A 15,593-nucleotide genomic window follows, 5' to 3' on the forward strand; every position below is an offset into this window, starting at 1 on the left:
ACTTCGATGTCCGTAAGACGCACACGCAAAGACGATGGCAGCCAATGGACAGTAGCGGACAGCCGCAGTGTTTACGGGATTCGCCATTGGGGGGCCGGGTATTTCGCGATCAATGACGCCGGTCGCGTCGAAGTTCGTCCGAACGGCCCGACCAGTTCGCCTATCGACCTGTTCGAGCAAGTCGACCAACTGCGCAAAAGCGGTTTGTCCTTGCCGCTGCTGGTGCGTTTCCCAGACATCCTGCAAGACCGCGTGCGTCAGCTGACCGGTGCGTTCGACGCCAACATCGAGCGCCTGGAATACCAGAGCAAGTACACCGCGCTGTACCCGATCAAGGTCAACCAGCAGGAAGCGGTGATCGAGAACATCATCGCCACCCAGAACGTATCGATCGGTCTGGAAGCCGGCTCCAAGCCTGAGCTGCTGGCGGTACTGGCGCTGGCGCCGAAGGGCGGCACCATTGTCTGCAACGGTTACAAGGACCGTGAGTTCATCCGTCTGGCGCTGATGGGCCAGAAGCTGGGCCACAACGTGTTCATCGTGATCGAGAAAGAATCCGAAGTCGGTCTGGTGATCGAAGAAGCGGCGTCGCTCAAGGTCAAGCCTCAGGTCGGCCTGCGTGTGCGTCTGTCGTCCCTGGCGTCGAGCAAGTGGGCAGACACCGGTGGCGAAAAATCCAAGTTCGGCCTGTCGGCGGCGCAACTGCTGTCGGTGGTCGAGCGTTTCCGTGCCGCTGGCCTGGACCAGGGCATTCGCCTGCTGCACTTCCACATGGGTTCGCAGATCGCCAACCTGGCGGACTACCAGCACGGCTTCAAGGAAGCGATTCGTTACTACGGCGAACTGCGCAACCTTGGCCTGCCGGTCGATCACATCGACGTCGGCGGCGGTTTGGGCGTGGACTACGACGGTACTCACTCGCGTAACGCCAGTTCGATCAACTACGACATGGACGATTACGCCGGTGTCGTGGTCGGGATGCTTAAGGAATTCTGCGACGCGCAGAGCCTGCCGCACCCGAACATCTTCTCTGAAAGCGGCCGCTCCCTGACCGCCCACCACGCGATGCTGGTGGTGCAGGTGACCGACGTCGAGAAACACAACGACGACGTGCCGAAGATCGACAACAAGGAAGAACTGCCGGAAACCGTGCAGTGGCTGGTTGACCTGCTCGGCCCGACCGACATCGAAATGGTCACCGAGACCTACTGGCGCGCCACGCACTACATGAGTGACGTGGCCACCCAATACGCCGATGGCAAGCTGACCCTGGCGCAAAAAGCCCTGGCCGAGCAATGCTACTTCGCCGTTTGCCGCCGCCTGCACAACTCGTTGAAGGCCCGTCAGCGTTCCCACCGTCAGGTGCTCGACGAACTCAACGACAAGCTGGCCGACAAGTACATCTGCAACTTCTCGGTATTCCAGAGCCTGCCGGACACCTGGGCCATCGGCCAGGTCCTGCCGATCCTGCCGCTGCACCGTCTCGACGAAGAGCCGCTGCGCCGTGCAGTGCTGCAAGACTTGACCTGCGACTCCGACGGCAAGATCAAGCAGTACGTCGACGAGCAGAGCATCGAGACCAGCCTGCCGGTGCACGGTCTGAACGAGGGTGAAGACTACCTGCTGGGGATCTTCCTGGTCGGTGCCTACCAGGAAATTCTTGGCGACATGCACAACCTGTTCGGTGACACCGACTCGGTGAACATCTATCAGAATGCTGACGGCAGCGTGTACCACGCAGGTATCGAAACCCACGACACCATCGAAGACATGCTGCGTTACGTGCACTTGTCGCCGGAAGAGCTGATGACTCACTACCGCGACAAGTGCGCCAGTGCCCGCATCAGCGCCAGCGAGCGCACCCAGTTCCTTGATGCCTTGCGTCTGGGCCTGACCCGTTCGTCTTACCTGTCTTCTTGAGGTAGGGCACCGCGCCCATCAGGTTGTCTGAAATTTCTCCGTAGGTTGCGGAAATTTCAGATGACCTGGTGCGGGGCTTCTCTTTTGTCACGCGAAATAGCCCACATACCGAGCAATCCAAGCGATGTGGTCTTCTTTTCGCGTAGGTCATTTCCTAAGTTGTACTTCGGCACTCTACTCGGCCATGTCTCTCAGCGAGAATCCCCGGCCGCCCCTCCTGTAGAGAATCGCCGATGTTCGATTCAGTCAACGAGCCGTCATTTCGTCTGGATATAGCGGGTCTTGCCGACCCCTTTGAGGTCTTGACCTTTACCGGTAGTGAAGCGATCAGCGAGCCTTTTGCGTTCGACGTGGATCTACTGAACGATGACCCGACACTGGACCTTGCAAGCCTGCTGTACCGCTCGGCCTTTTTACACTTCGGGCCGCAGGGGGAGGGTATTCACGGACAGTTGCTTGGCCTCGTTCAACCCGGCCATGGCAATGAGCCCAGGCTTTGTCGTGTGCGTCTGGGCCCCAGGCTTGCTTGCCTGGCCCAGCGCTTCAATCAGCGAATTTTCAGCGATCGCTCGGTGCCGGACATTCTCGCCCAGGTTCTCAAGGAGCACGGCATTGCCGGCAAGGATCGTCGTTTCGACCTGAACGGCGATTACCCGTCCCGTGATTTCTGCACGCAGTACCGGGAGTCGGACCTGCAGTTTTTCCAGCGTCTATGCGCCCAGGAGCGGCTTCATTACTACTTCGAGCACCGTACACGCGGGCATTGTCTGGTCTTGGGCGACGGTCCGGGGCAGTTTCGCCGTGGCGAAGAGAGGGTCTTCGAGGATGTGAGCGAGCGACCGGGAGTGCATCAGTTCAAGCTTCATGGCTGCGGGCAGATTGCCGAGGGGCAGACGAACCTGCCAACGCTGCGCAGCGGTCAACTGATGCCGTTGTCCGGTCATCCGTATGCGGACTGGAATCGTCTCTGGCTAGTGACCCATGTCGAGCATCAGGGAGGACAACAGCCAGATTTTTTGTATCGCAACCAGCTGCGCGTCGTTGCGCAGGAGGTGCCTTACATCGCGGCTCATCCCGTTGTGAAACCCAGGATGCACAGCCTGCAAAGGGGATGGGTAGTCGACGTCGGTGAATCTCGCCCCGATCCCGGCAGATCGGTCGCCGTGCAGTTTGACTGGCTATATCAGGGCGAAGGCGCAGCCCCCAGCCACTGTTGGTTGCCGTTGTCTGGCGAGCTGGAAAGCGCGGGTGTCATGCCCTTGAGTGAGGGCACGCAAGTGCTGGTGAGCTTTATCGAAGGTGATCCTGATCAACCGTTGATCAGCGGATTTCTTCCCGGAGCACCGTCCAGCGCAGAGCCGGGCATGGTCGAGCTGCTATCCGCCTCGACCACTGAAGCCAGCCGCGCGGTTGATGGTTTATTGGGCTTGCTGCAATCCAGCGAACCCTTGGTACTCCTGTGTTTGCTGCCAGGTGGGGGCAGTTTCAGTCATTGCGCGCAATCCTTATGCACTTGCCGGGCAGCGACGCAGCTTGGCCAGAGCGGTGCGGCATGATTGCCGTTCAGGCGCCCGACTCGACCCCGCAATGGCTGTTGCTCGATGTGCCGGGCGTGCCTCAGGCCGGTGCGATGTTGCGGCAACAGTTTGCTCATGTCCGATGGTTCTGGCTGTTCGAAGGCAGCGAGTTTCATCCGTTGCGTGAGCACGGGCCAGTGTTGGTCGACCTTCGCGAATGCCCGGCACTCGCCGAGCTGTACTCAAGTGAGCCGCATACATGGGGCGGGTTGCTGCTGGTCAGTGAAGCCTCTTCATCACAACTGCTGGAGCATTTGCGCCGCATGCTCACTGTCACCTTCAGCCTGCATCACCGGGCCTTGTTGAGTTACTACAACCCTCAAACGGCGAGTTACTTTTTCGATGCCTGCGATGCGCAGGAGCTGAGTCGCTGGCTCGGTCCGATCGATCAGTTACGCTGGTTCGGCGGCACTTGGGCCGATCGGGCCATTGGCTGTCTGGGCTGGCAACAGTTGTTCAATCCACGGCTTGCCGTCAGGCCGCTGGCCATCGAAGAAAACCTCAGCTCGCGTCAGCGAGACAGCTTGCAGACCTGCCTGCTGGAGCAGCATGCCTGGCGCTGGAGCCGATCCACCGGCACCGACTACAACAGCTTGTGGGCTCACCTGCAGGAAGGGCTGGCGCTGGGTTTCAGTGAGCGCCCGGTGCTCGATGGCTGGTTATGGCTGCGCTTGCAGCACCCTGATGCCGTGCCGGGGCAGTCGTTATCGGGAACCACCCAGCAGGAGCGTCTCGATAGCCTGCGCAACCTGTGGCAGAACGATCAACCCTGAACGGGTTGAAGGTATGTCGCTCGTCATCCTTTTAACCAGCCGTCGTTCTTGCGCAAGTACCAGGCGAATGTGCCAAGGGTCAGGCTGCGCAGCACCATGAACAGCAGGAAGGTTATCCACAGTCCATGGTTGCCCAAGCCTTGCAGTATCCAGGCGAAGGGCAGTAGCAGGATCACGGTCAACAGCATGCCGTTGCGCATTTCCCGGGCGCGGGTGGCGCCGATGAACAGGCCGTCGAGCAGGTAACTCCAGACCGCAATCAGCGGCAGCGCGGCGAGGTACGGCAGGTAGATGAAGGCGGTGTCGCGCACGCTCTGGATGTTGGTCTGCATCTGGATGAACAGGTGCCCGGCGAACAGAAACAGCAAGGCAAACCCCAGGCTTGCCAGCAACGACCAGCCGCACGCCACCACCAGTGAGCGGCGCAGGGCATCACGGTCGCGAGCACCGATGGCGTGTCCGCACAGGGCTTCCACGGCGTGGGCCAGACCGTCCAGCGCATGGGCGGTCAGCAGCAGGCCGTTGAGCAGCAGCGCATTGGCGGCGACCGTGGCATCGCCCAGTCGTGCACCCTGCACGGTGATCAGGAAGAACACCGACTGCAACGCCAGGCTGCGGATGAAAATATCGCGGTTGACCGCCAACAATGGGCGCCAGCTCTGCCACAACGCCAATGCGGCCCAGGCGATATGGCCGGGATAGGCGCGCAGGGCTTTGCGGGTCATGAATAGGCCGATCAATGCGCCGGTCCACTCGGCGATCACCGAGGCCCGTGCCGCGCCGACCACTCCCCACTCCAGGCCAAGCACAAACCACAGGTTGAGTGCGATGTTGACCAGGTTGGTGCTCAGCAGAATCGCCAGCGGAGCCCGGGCATTCTGGGTGCCGAGAAACCAGCCGACCAGCGCATAACTGGCCAGCGCCGCCGGCAGGCCGAACAGCCGTGTGTGGAAAAACTCGCGGGTCAGTTGATCCAGCTCTGCCGACGGTTGCATGAAGTGCAACGCGACCCCGCTCAACGGCACACCTAACGCCCCCAACAAAATGGCCAGGCCCATGGCCAACAACAGACCTTGCAGCAAAATCTGCCGCAACGCAGCGCCATCCCCACGCCCGGCCGCCTGGGCGGCAAATCCGGTGGAGCCCATGCGCAGAAAGCCCATGGCCCAGGCAAGAAAGGTATACAGACTGGCGCCCACCGCGACGGCGCCGAGCTGATGAGCATAGGGCAGGTGACCGATGACGGTACTGTCGACCAGCGCCACCAGCGGTACGGAAATGTTCGAGAGAATCATCGGGGCGGCGAGCGCCCAGACGCGGCGATGGGTCGGACGGTCGCGCCAGTCGGCAATCAGGTTGGACATGCAGGCTCCTTGGGGGCGCCTGCATTGTAGCGACGAACTCGGAATCCGCATCGATCCATTGTGGAAGCGAGCCTGTGTGGCTGCCTTAGTGAATGATCCAGCTCAGTAACCACAACCCCAGCAGCAACCAGATAATCCCCATGATGATCGACGCGTTCATGAAGGCGCGGATCGCCGACCACAGCAGCATCAGCCCGAGGATCAAGGTGATGATGCTGATGATCGAGGTTTCCATGCCCAATGCCTGGGCCAGCCCTTCGACAAAATTGCTGCCGGCGTTGCTCAACAGGTTGAACAGGCCACTGAGGGTGTCGATGATAAAACGGATGACCGAACCGATTGCCTGGCCGAGCCATTCGAAAAAGCTGTCTACCTGCATGTGTACGTCCTGATGGAGTGGTGGCGTGGTTGCCGGATCCGAGCCTTGGGCTATTGATCGTGCTCCCGGGTTCCCGTGGAAGCTGCCGAAGGCTGCGATTTTTTTGAGTATGGCGCAAGTACGCAGGCACAACGCTGCCACTTGCCTTCACCCGTCATCCCCCTGAAGCTATACGCCTTCAGGAGAGCCCGATGAACCTTGTTGAACTGACCGAACGCCTGCACGCCATTCGTGACCGCAATGACTGGCGGCAATTTCACAGCCCGAAAAACCTGGCCATGGCCGCGAGCGTGGAAATGTCCGAGCTGGTGGAAATCTTCCAGTGGCTGACCGAAGACCAGTCGCGCCAGTTGCCGGCGGACAAACTGGCCCATGCCGGGCAGGAAATCGGCGACATCGTGCTGTATTTACTGCTGCTGTGCAGCGAGTTGGGACTGGACATGAATGAAGTGGTACGTAACAAGCTCGCGGACAGCGAACGGCGGTTCAGCTGATGAGCGACCGTCATTTCGATCAGTTGGCGACCCGCTTCGCTGAAAAAATCTACGGTGGCGCCAAAGGGGCGATCCGCCTCGCGGTGCTGCAGGCCGACCTGGCCGAAACCCTGCCGGACCGCCCGTTGCGTGTACTGGACATCGGTGCCGGCCTGGGCCACATGTCGTTGTGGCTGGCCCAGCGCGGTCACCAGGTGACCCTGGCCGAACCCGCCGAGCCGATGCTTGAAGGCGCTCGCCAGCGTTTTGCCGAAGCCGGGCAGACCGCGACATTCATTCAGGCGCCGTGGCAGGAGTTGCTCGGTCAGCTCACCGAACCCTACGACCTGGTGCTGTGCCACGCCGTGCTGGAATGGCTGGCCGAACCCCATGCGATTTTGCCAGTGCTGCATCAGCTGACGAAGCCGGATGGCTGGTTGTCCCTGGCGTTCTATAACCGCGATGCGCTGATCTACCGCAACCTGCTCAAGGGCCATTTCCGCAAGATGCGCAAGAACGACATGGCCGGCGAGAAGCAGAGCCTGACGCCGCAACAGCCGCTTGATCCACGGGATCTGGCAGCGCAACTTGAGGGGCTGTGGCGGGTCGAAACCCAGAGTGGAGTGCGGGTTTTTCATGACTACATGCCGGTGGAATTCCAGGCCCGCGCCGAACTGCTCGACTTGCTCGAAATGGAACTGGCTCACCGCCGTCACCCAAGCTTCGCCGGGCTTGGGCGCTACTTGCACTGGATCTGTCGGCCGATCTGACCGGAGTGCGCAATGAATAGTCGTTCAGGTTTACTGGTGATCTGTCTCGGGTTGGCGGCCTGTCAGGGCAGCAACCCTTACATCGCGACGTCCAATCCCTTGCCACCGGCACCGCCCCAGGCCGCCGGCACTTTCGACCGCAGCGCCTACCCGGCGGCGCCACGGGATTACGGTCGCTACCGCAGCTGGGCCTGGCTCAACGGGCGCCTGCCTGCGGGCACGGCCTGGGCCGATTCGGAGCAGGTGGCCGAAGTCGTCAGCAATGCCCTTGACCAGCGCGGCTTGCGCCCACTGCACGACAACCGCCCGGCGGACCTGTTGGTCAGCGCCGACCTGCATCTGGAAACCCGCTTGCGCCAGGTGCAGGACGGCTCTGGTTACGGTGGCGGCTATGGCGGCGGGTATTACGGCGGTGGTTACAACCGCTACGGCACGGGTTACGGCATGTACAACAGCGTGCCGGTCGTCCGTACTTATCAGGTACAGGTTGTGGTGGTGCGGGTCGATCTGTTCGACGCAAGCACCGGTCAACCGGTGTGGAGTGCCAGTGCCGAAACCAGCAGTCAGGGCAACCAGAGCGAACGTGCCGATGCCCTGCGCGAAGCTGTCGAAAAGGCCATGTCGGCGTATCCTCCTAGTTAGCTTCCTGTTCAGGAAGCCTCCCGCAGGTGCATGTCTTCAATCGGAGAAAAATCATGTTCCGCCGTCTCGTTTTACTGGCCATCGCCGCGCTGCTCACTGCCTGCGCCGCCAACGAGGTCAATCATGACTTCGATGCCAGCCGCGACTTTGCCGCCTATCGCAGCTGGAGCTGGAAAGAGCCCGCCGTGCAGTACCGTCCAGACGACCCACGGATCAAGAGTGACCTGACCGAGCAACGCATCCGCCAGGCCGTTGCCGATCAACTGGATCAGCGTGGCTTGCGTCCGGCCGCCGCCGGCGCCAAGGCAGACCTTAAGGTGCAGACCTACCTGATCGTTGAAGATCGCCAGCAACAAGTGACCACCTCCTATGGCGGTAGTTATGGTGGTCCATGGAACGGCTATTGGGGCGGGCCGATGTACAACGAAACCCGCAACGTCAGCTACAAGGTGGCGACCATCCAGATCGACCTGCTCGATGGCAAGGACGGCAAACTGGTGTGGCGTGGCAGCGACGAGCAAACCCTCAGCCGCACACCGAAGCCAGAGGACCGCAGCAGTACGATACGCCAGACGGTCGGGCGCATATTGGCTAACTATCCACCGCGCTAAATGGCTTAACCCTCTAACACTACAGCCCCTGTAGGAGCGAGGCTTGCCCGCGAAGAAGACACCGCGGTTTTTCAGTCATTACGCGTTATCGTTCTTCGCGGGCAAGCCTCGCTCCTACAGGATCTTCGTCGTCACACAAGCCCACAATAAGTTGGTGGGATGGCTAGTTGCCAGCAATCCGGCAAACCCTTGTCTACACTGCTCTTCATCAATGGAGGTAGCCCTCGGCGGTGCGCCGGCAAAGGAGTGCGCCATGTCTCCCTGCTTGCAGTTTCGTAGCCCGGCCCGGCAACGGGGAGCGATCGGTTTGATGGCAGTGCTGACCATCGGCATGGCCCTGGTGTTCCTGCTGATCGTGGTCGACAGTGGCCGCTTGTACCTGGAAAAACGCAGCTTGCAGCGGATAGCCGACATGGCCGCACTGGAGGCTGCCACGCGCAACGGTGATTGCGCCGTGGGTGCCAGCGCTACCGCCTATGCCACCGCCAGCGTAAACCGCAACGGCTTCACCCTTCCTGACCCCACGCGCAGCCTGGCGGTAGCCTGTGGCACCTTGAGCCTGGACGCCAACAGTCTTCGGGTTTTTGTGGCTAACCCAAGCAGCAGCGAAGCCATTCGGGTGATCGTCAGTCATTCGGTGCCGCAGAGTTTCGCCGGTGGCGTTGGCGCCCTGTTCGGCGGTGCACCGGCCGGGGCCACCCTCAACCTGACGGCGACCGCCGTTGCGGGGCTGCCGCCACCACTGGCATCGCTGACCCTGCGCACCACGGCGCTGAGCATCGATAGCAGCAAGTCGGCCACCCTCAATGCGCTGTTCGGCGGTTTGCTCGGCGGCAGTCTGAACGTGTCCGTGGCAGGATGGGATGGGTTGGTGAACACCAACATCAGCCTGCTGGGTTACCTTGATCGACTGAAGGTCGACCTCGGCCTCAACGCCGCCGGGTATAACCAGGTATTGGGCGCTTCGGTGGCCGTCAGCCAATTGATCCAGACCGCCGTCAATGTGCTGGACCCCGGCGGCACCCTCGGCGCGACGGCGACTATTGTCGGTCTGCAAGCTCTCAAGGTGGCCGCTGGCTCCACGACTGTGGTGTTGGGCAATCTGCTGCACGTCGAGAACGGCAGCGACGTCTCAACGTTCGCGACGACTGTGAGTGTGTTCAACCTGATCGAAGGCGTCGTGCAACTGGCCAACAAGAAAAACGGTGTGGTGGCGACAGTGCCGATCAATCTGGCAGGGCTGGCGCAAATCACCGCTCGGGTGCAGGTGTTGGAGCCGCCGCAACTCTCCGCGATCGGCAATCCGAAAAACGCCGCGCTGGATCCGCTGGGGCCCAATCGGATCTACGTGAGAACCGCACAGCTTCGCACGTTGTTGTCGATCGACTTGCCGGCGCTGGACGCCATCGCGGCGCTGGTCAATGCCGCGGCGGATCTGGCAGGACCGCTGACCAACACCCTCAACGCCTTGCTCAATCTCGACCTGGTGGCGGTGCTCAATTCACTGACCTGTGCCATCGGCGTGCCCTGTCAGACGCCCGACGTCATCGTGCTACCGGGGCCGATACGGCTCGACGTGGCGGTGGACGTCGCCAGTGCCGATAGTTACGTCACGGCTTACAGCTGCATCAGCAACACCAACAAAACCCTGACCACCAACACCAGCGCATCGCTGGTGAACCTGAAAATCGGCCGGATCGATGCCGCCAGTATGTTCGGCAGCAACACCGCACCACCGACGGTCACGGTGCAGCCGTTGAAACTGATCGATATCGGGATCAAAACCTGTCGCAGGTTGTTGTTCGTGCCCATCACCTGCGATCCGCGTGTGCCAGGCGTCGGTGGTGGCATCGATGTCGTTGCCGACACCAGTGTGGCGGCGAACACCAACATGCCCCATGTCTACTCCGCACCACCGGCCAACAGCCTGCCGGACATCAACCAGCCGCCGTTTTACTATTCATTTTCCACCAGCAGCATTGTCAGCAACTTGCTCAACACCCCGGTCAACCTTCACGTCGATATGTATGGCCCGTCAGGCAGTCTCGTCGGCGGTCTGGGGGCGATCCTGAGCAGCGTGACCAGTTTGCTGGTCAGCGCAATCAACGGCGTGCTCAACCCGTTGCTCGATAGTCTGATCAACACTGTGCTGATAAGCCTTGGGGTCGACTTGAACAAGGTCGACGTCGGCGCCAACCTCAGTTGTCACTCAGGGCGCGCGTCGCTGGTGATCTGATCGCCCGTGACAATCGGCAACTCAATGCAGAAACGCGCGCCTTCGGCCGAGTTTCTTACGCTCAACCGTCCGCCCATGTTCTCGACGATGCCGTAACTCACCGACAACCCGAGCCCAGTACCGACGCCCACCGGTTTGGTGGTGAAGAATGGCTCGAAAATCCGCTCCAGCAACCGTGGGTCGATGCCGCCGCCGTTGTCCTCGACCCACAGCCGCACTGAATGCTCATCACGTTCGGCGTACAGCGAAATCCACGGTTTGAACGCCGGGTCGGCCTCGCGTTTGCTCAGCAACGCATCCCGTGCATTGACCATCAGGTTGATCAGCACCTGTTCCAGCTGATCGACGTAACCGCGCACCTGCACATCAAAACCGCTCTCGCTGACCCGCAGCTCAATGCCTTTGCCGCGCAAGCCTTCGGACAGCAGCGCCAGCGTGCCCTCGATGGCTTGAACCGGATTGAACGGCTGCTGCTCGACCTCCGAACGCCGGCCGAACACCCGCATGTGATCCACCACCTTCGCGGCGCGCTGGACTTGTGCGTCGATGCGATTGAGCTTGTCAGTCAGGTAATCGATTTGCGCATCGCCATTGCTCAGACGCTTGAGCACATTGACGATGGCCATGCGCATCACGTTCAGCGGCTGATTGATTTCATGGGCAAGCCCGGTGGCCATTTCGCCGAGGGTGGCCATTTTCGCGCTCTGGGTAAGCTGCTGCTGGGCGCGCCTGACCTCAGTGTTGTCGCGGCCCACGGCCTGAATTTCCAGCAAACGACCCTGGTCGTCGAACACGCCGCGATCCGACCAGACCCACCAGGCATGTTCCCGTCCCGGCAGTTGCAGGTTGATCTCCGCAGTGCTGACCGGGAACTCCGGGCTCAGTCTACTGAGGCGCTGGAGGAACGCTTCGCGCTGCTCCGGCGACATCCAGCTGCCCAGATTCACCCCCGGCAGCTGCTCGGGCTGGCATTCCAGATAGGTCGCCAGAGGCCGGTTGCCGAACGTCAGCGTCAGGTCGGGGCGGTAGCGGCAGATCATCGCCGGGGAGTCTTCCACCAGGATCCGGTAGCGCTCTTCACTCTGTTTGACTTTCTCGGTGGCCAGGGTCGCCTCGGTGACATCCAGCCACAGGCCCACGGCTTCCACCGGCAACCCGAGGTCATCGCGCAGCAGTTTGGCTTCGTCGAGCAGCCAGTGGTAATCGCCGTGACTGTCGCGCAGTCGATAACGGGCGCTCACCGAACCCTCGCGCAGCAGTTGCCGGGTACGCTCGAAATAGCCGTCGCGGTCTTCAGGATGGACCCGCTCCACCAGCGAGCCTGCGGCGCAATCGGCGAGCGACCAACCGAGCAGCGGCAACAGGCTGTCACTGAAAAACGTCGGTTGCAGCGCCCCTTCGACATAGCGCTGCACGTAGATCACCGCCGGTGAACTGGCGATCAGGTTGTCCAGCCGGGCATGGGCGGCAGCGGCGTTCTGCTGTTGGTTTTTGATGTCGCTGATGTCGAGCATGAAACCCACCAGCCGGCGGTTTTTACCGATGCCCAACGCCTGGCCTTGCAGTCGATACCAGATCGGCGCTTGCGCCGTGTCGGGGCGATGCAGACGTACGCACAACAGCAACGGCGCGCCTTCGTCTTGCAAGGATTGCAGGCGAATCGTCAGCTCTTCACGGTCGGCGGGATGAATCTGTTCGAGCCAGTCGTGCAGCGGAAAACGAGTGCTCGCAAGGTTCAGCGTACTGGCGAGCGACGGCGCCAATTGCACTTCGGCATGGTCGCTGAAGACCTCCCACCAACCGGTACCGAGCAAGGCTTGTAGAGATTCCAGCCGCTCCAGTTGCAGGTGGTGCTGATGCTCGCGCAAGCGCTCCAACAGCGGCCCGGCCAGGGCGGCGGTGAGTTGCAACCAGTCGCGCTCGCTCAAGTCGGGGGCACGTTCTTGCACCGGGTAGAAACCACAGAGCAACCACGCGACCACGCCCTGGGCATTGCGATAGGGCACCGCGAACCCTTCGGCATTACCGAAGATGCTTTGCAGGCGTGGGTGCTCGCTGGGTGTCAGCTGTTGGGGGACTGAGCCATTCAAACTGTCGAGGCCGGTGCCCAGGTGTTGATGGGTTTCCCACAACCTTGGTGCATCGAAGGCCGCGTGCTGCTGGTGAATCAACCAACCCTCGGCCTGTTCATCGAGCAAGGCCATGGCCATGCACGGGATCTGAAAACGCTGGGCCAGGCCTTGCAGTTGTTCGGCCAGTACCTCGGGCAGGCGCGTCAGGCTGCACAGGCGCAACTGCTCGCTGACCTGCGCCGCGAGCAACTGGCACTGTTCACGACTGCGCGCTTGTCGACGTTCGAGCAACAGATCGCCGATGTCGATCAACTGCAATAACCATCCTTCGCCCAACGGCTGCACCCAGCCGCGCAAGTGCAGCGGTTGCCCGGCGAGACTAAAAAAGTCCAGGTCCAGGTTTTGTCCCTGCCACTCGGCCGGCCTGCCTTCGACCGACAGGGCGCTATGGGGCATGAGGTAATCGAGCAGGTGCGGTGACTGCGCGTCGGGTATCTGTTGCGCCAGCAGATGCCGCAACGGACCGCTCAGCTGAATCACTCGACCTTCATCATTCAGATGCAGCTGCAAGCCGACACGCTGCACGCTCGCAGGCTCTGGCGTGTTCGGGGTCTGTGGCGGGTGACGATTGAGCAGACGCCCGAAGAGTTTGTCCCCGGAGCTCAAAACTGCAGGCTCGATTGGGCCGTGAGGGTCGGCGGCAGATTGGGCACCGAACCGATTCCCGGCAGTACCAGAAACGGCAGCACTTGATTCAGTTTACTGGTGGGGTAGTTGATGCTGACCGTCAGCACGCCGCCGGTGTAGGTGGCGCTGGCGTCGGTGGCCACGTTGAAATTCAGCGCGGCGGGAATCCAGGCCAGCTGCCGGGTCAGTTCGGTGGTCGCGATGTTTCTGACCGCCGTGTCGTAATTGGCGGTGCTCGGGTCCAGCGCCACACTGCGACGCACCGCTTCGGCCGTGGATTTATTGAACGATTGCATCAGCAACAGCGGCAGGCTGTAACTGACCAATCCATAAAACACGGCGAAAAAAATCACGAACACCAAGGCAAACTCAATCGCCACGGCACCTTTTTGCTTGCGGGGGAGGCCTGTTTTCATGAGTGCGTCTACCCTGACAATTACTGCGTAGTGTCAGCATAGAATCATTCAGCCAAAACGGACGTTTTTTACCGGATGCAGAGCCTTGTCCTACTCATCTGGCTGACGCTTTGCGCAGCACAGGATGCCCGAGAACGCCACATCGCCAATGGCCTGACCGTCGGTGCAGGTGTGCTGGCGCTTATCTATCTGTTGTGGACAGGGACTACGTGGCTGGGGGCCGAGGCGGTGCAGGGCGGCTGGGCTTTGTTGTTGGCATTGGCCTTCACCTTGCCCGGTTATGCAGTGCGACGCATGGGGGCAGGCGACGTGAAGCTGATGGCGACGCTGGGCCTTGCGACGGACGGTACGCACCTGCTCGGCGGTTTCATCGGCGCCGGGGTGGCCAGTGTGCTCTGGCTGCTGCTGGCGCCAAGACTCTGGCTGCATATGGGGCAGAGGCTTAGAGCGCGTCTTCGTTACCTGGAGCCTGGCGCGTCAAAAAAGCAGCCCTTTGCGCCGTTCGTGTTGGTGGGTGTGCTGCTCACACTGGCCTGGATGCATTAATCGCAGGCGTCCCCTGTTCTATGTACATAGTTGGAAAGTGCGTCTACTTTCAAAATTGTTGTTGTACAGCCTGTGGTGTCGGTGCAGGAGCAGCCAAGCCAGACTTGGCATGGAGTGGCACGTGAACAAGCTTACCTCGGCAGTAAAAGTTCTTGTGGTTGATGATGAGCCGTTGATTGTCGAAGAGCTTTGCGAGTTCATCGAGCTCAATGGTTATCGCTGTGTGCCTTGTGTCTCCGGCCATCAGGCGATCGAGCGTTTCAGCGAAGACGTGAATATCGGCTTGGTGCTGTGTGATTTGCAGATGCCTGACATGGATGGCATCCAGCTTGTCCAGGCGCTGCAGCGGTTGTCCGGCAAGCATCGGGCATTCGAGGCGATCATGCTCACCGGGCATGCGAACAAGCAGGATGTGATCAAGGCTTTGCGTATCGGGTTCGCCGATTACTATCAGAAGCCGATTGATCTGGCTGAGTTGCTCGAAGGTTTGCAGCGTCAGGAGGTGGCCTTGCAGGAGCGGCAGAGAAATCTGCAGTTGGGGCATTTGAGTCAGAAGCTGCAGTATCTTTGTGAATCGATCGATGAGCTTTATCAGGATCTGGACAAGGTTCGTCGGGGGGCGTCTCCGGAACCTGTGTCAGGTTCAGTTGATGGTGTGGTCGGTGAACCGGAGCGGGTGGTGGGGATGCCGGCGGTGTTCAATCAGTTGTCGCCGCGTCAGTTGGAGGTGGCGCAGTTGGTGGGCAAGGGGCAGACCAATTATCAGATTGCCTGTGAGTTGGGGATTACCGAGAACACGGTGAAGCTTTATGTGTCGCAGGTGTTGCGGTTGACGCATATGCATAATCGTACGCAGGTGGCGTTGGCGTTGTCGCCCGGGAATGCTGGGGGGCGGCGGGTTTCTGCGCATTGATCTTGGCGGCCTTTGGGCCGACCATGTTCTTGTTGACCGGGTACATATCCATTTCTGCGGTAACGGCTGCTTAGGGTTCCGCTCTTACAGCGGGTCACTTTTGGCAAACGCCCCAAAAGTAACCAAAAGGTCTCGCCGGTATGACTCACCCACATAGGTAACAAAACAGTTCAAGCACATAGGTAACAGTTTTTAACTGGCACTGGTCGATTCC

At 60.7% G+C, this 15,593-nt stretch carries 14 protein-coding genes; 10 read left to right on the forward strand and 4 right to left on the reverse strand.

Translation table 11 applies throughout. The annotated features are described in order from the left end of the window. Positions 1-6 precede the first annotated feature (6 nt). From speA to AC07VO_RS05465, 3 genes are all read left to right on the forward strand, one after another. Entirely contained in the window at positions 7-1,920 is a 1,914-nt protein-coding gene (gene speA, locus AC07VO_RS05455; protein ID WP_018928415.1) for an arginine decarboxylase, read from the forward strand. A 233-nt stretch (positions 1,921-2,153) separates the two neighbouring features. After that, positions 2,154-3,476: a contractile injection system protein, VgrG/Pvc8 family gene (locus AC07VO_RS05460; protein ID WP_086944040.1), complete on the forward strand. Its 1,323-nt coding sequence runs from the start codon at positions 2,154-2,156 to the stop codon at positions 3,474-3,476. After that, entirely contained in the window at positions 3,473-4,270 is a 798-nt protein-coding gene (locus tag AC07VO_RS05465; protein WP_086944039.1) for a DUF4123 domain-containing protein, read from the forward strand. The genes AC07VO_RS05460 and AC07VO_RS05465 overlap by 4 nt, the downstream gene beginning before the upstream one ends. A 23-nt stretch (positions 4,271-4,293) precedes the next feature. Here AC07VO_RS05465 and AC07VO_RS05470 read toward each other — a convergent pair whose 3' ends face one another. Together AC07VO_RS05470 and AC07VO_RS05475 are read right to left on the reverse strand one after the other, a co-directional pair. Then, positions 4,294-5,634, reverse strand: coding sequence for an MATE family efflux transporter (locus AC07VO_RS05470; protein ID WP_086944038.1), 1,341 nt, complete (start codon positions 5,632-5,634; stop codon positions 4,294-4,296). An 85-nt stretch (positions 5,635-5,719) separates the two neighbouring features. Beyond that, a complete protein-coding gene (locus AC07VO_RS05475) occupies positions 5,720-6,013 on the reverse strand; it encodes a hypothetical protein (protein ID WP_018928411.1) in 294 nt (97 codons plus the stop codon). 191 nt (positions 6,014-6,204) lie between these two features. On the opposite strand from AC07VO_RS05475, the gene AC07VO_RS05480 reads away from it, so the two are divergent. The 5 genes from AC07VO_RS05480 to AC07VO_RS05500 all read left to right on the forward strand — a co-directional run bounded on the left by AC07VO_RS05480 (position 6,205) and on the right by AC07VO_RS05500 (position 10,745). Continuing rightward, positions 6,205-6,507 (forward strand): MazG-like family protein, encoded by a 303-nt coding sequence (locus AC07VO_RS05480; protein ID WP_007937232.1) that lies wholly within the window; start codon positions 6,205-6,207, stop codon positions 6,505-6,507. Beyond that, positions 6,507-7,256 carry a methyltransferase domain-containing protein gene (locus AC07VO_RS05485; protein ID WP_018928410.1) on the forward strand — a complete coding sequence of 250 codons (750 nt, stop codon included), beginning with the start codon at positions 6,507-6,509 and terminating at the stop codon, positions 7,254-7,256. Before AC07VO_RS05480 ends, AC07VO_RS05485 begins: the two co-directional genes overlap by 1 nt. 12 nt (positions 7,257-7,268) lie before the next feature. Further along, positions 7,269-7,898 (forward strand): DUF4136 domain-containing protein, encoded by a 630-nt coding sequence (locus AC07VO_RS05490; protein ID WP_086944037.1) that lies wholly within the window; start codon positions 7,269-7,271, stop codon positions 7,896-7,898. Between the two features lie 53 nt (positions 7,899-7,951). Continuing rightward, positions 7,952-8,509 (forward strand): DUF4136 domain-containing protein, encoded by a 558-nt coding sequence (locus tag AC07VO_RS05495; RefSeq protein WP_495007487.1) that lies wholly within the window; start codon positions 7,952-7,954, stop codon positions 8,507-8,509. Positions 8,510-8,762: 253 nt separating this feature from the next. Further along, positions 8,763-10,745, forward strand: a complete 1,983-nt coding sequence (locus AC07VO_RS05500; RefSeq protein ID WP_086944036.1) for a pilus assembly protein TadG-related protein — start codon at positions 8,763-8,765, stop codon at positions 10,743-10,745. On the opposite strand, the gene AC07VO_RS05505 is transcribed toward AC07VO_RS05500, so the two are convergent. Together AC07VO_RS05505 and AC07VO_RS05510 are read right to left on the reverse strand one after the other, a co-directional pair. Further along, a complete protein-coding gene (locus AC07VO_RS05505) occupies positions 10,715-13,483 on the reverse strand; it encodes a PAS domain-containing sensor histidine kinase (RefSeq protein ID WP_086944035.1) in 2,769 nt (922 codons plus the stop codon). The genes AC07VO_RS05500 and AC07VO_RS05505 overlap by 31 nt on opposite strands. Further along, positions 13,480-13,920: a TadE/TadG family type IV pilus assembly protein gene (locus AC07VO_RS05510; RefSeq protein ID WP_018928405.1), complete on the reverse strand. Its 441-nt coding sequence runs from the start codon at positions 13,918-13,920 to the stop codon at positions 13,480-13,482. The genes AC07VO_RS05505 and AC07VO_RS05510 overlap by 4 nt, the downstream gene beginning before the upstream one ends. Positions 13,921-13,995: 75 nt before the next feature. On the opposite strand from AC07VO_RS05510, the gene AC07VO_RS05515 reads away from it, so the two are divergent. Both AC07VO_RS05515 and AC07VO_RS05520 read left to right on the forward strand, forming a co-directional pair. Next, positions 13,996-14,466, forward strand: a complete 471-nt coding sequence (locus AC07VO_RS05515) for a prepilin peptidase (RefSeq protein ID WP_018928404.1) — start codon at positions 13,996-13,998, stop codon at positions 14,464-14,466. 109 nt (positions 14,467-14,575) lie between these two features. After that, the gene (locus AC07VO_RS05520) at positions 14,576-15,379 is read left to right on the forward strand and encodes a response regulator transcription factor (protein ID WP_018928403.1); all 804 of its coding nucleotides are present in this window, start codon (positions 14,576-14,578) and stop codon (positions 15,377-15,379) included. Positions 15,380-15,593 lie beyond the last annotated feature (214 nt).

Source organism: Pseudomonas sp. GW821-FHT03E01 (assembly GCF_059420765.1).

Coding starts and splice junctions, on each gene's coding strand:
- speA (WP_018928415.1), top strand. CDS start 7: ATGTCCGTAAGACGCACACGCAAAGACGATGGCAGCCAATGGACAGTA.
- AC07VO_RS05460 (WP_086944040.1), top strand. CDS start 2,154: ATGTTCGATTCAGTCAACGAGCCGTCATTTCGTCTGGATATAGCGGGT.
- AC07VO_RS05465 (WP_086944039.1), top strand. CDS start 3,473: ATGATTGCCGTTCAGGCGCCCGACTCGACCCCGCAATGGCTGTTGCTC.
- AC07VO_RS05470 (WP_086944038.1), bottom strand. CDS start 5,634: ATGTCCAACCTGATTGCCGACTGGCGCGACCGTCCGACCCATCGCCGC.
- AC07VO_RS05475 (WP_018928411.1), bottom strand. CDS start 6,013: ATGCAGGTAGACAGCTTTTTCGAATGGCTCGGCCAGGCAATCGGTTCG.
- AC07VO_RS05480 (WP_007937232.1), top strand. CDS start 6,205: ATGAACCTTGTTGAACTGACCGAACGCCTGCACGCCATTCGTGACCGC.
- AC07VO_RS05485 (WP_018928410.1), top strand. CDS start 6,507: ATGAGCGACCGTCATTTCGATCAGTTGGCGACCCGCTTCGCTGAAAAA.
- AC07VO_RS05490 (WP_086944037.1), top strand. CDS start 7,269: ATGAATAGTCGTTCAGGTTTACTGGTGATCTGTCTCGGGTTGGCGGCC.
- AC07VO_RS05495 (WP_495007487.1), top strand. CDS start 7,952: ATGTTCCGCCGTCTCGTTTTACTGGCCATCGCCGCGCTGCTCACTGCC.
- AC07VO_RS05500 (WP_086944036.1), top strand. CDS start 8,763: ATGTCTCCCTGCTTGCAGTTTCGTAGCCCGGCCCGGCAACGGGGAGCG.
- AC07VO_RS05510 (WP_018928405.1), bottom strand. CDS start 13,920: ATGAAAACAGGCCTCCCCCGCAAGCAAAAAGGTGCCGTGGCGATTGAG.
- AC07VO_RS05515 (WP_018928404.1), top strand. CDS start 13,996: ATGCAGAGCCTTGTCCTACTCATCTGGCTGACGCTTTGCGCAGCACAG.
- AC07VO_RS05520 (WP_018928403.1), top strand. CDS start 14,576: ATGGAGTGGCACGTGAACAAGCTTACCTCGGCAGTAAAAGTTCTTGTG.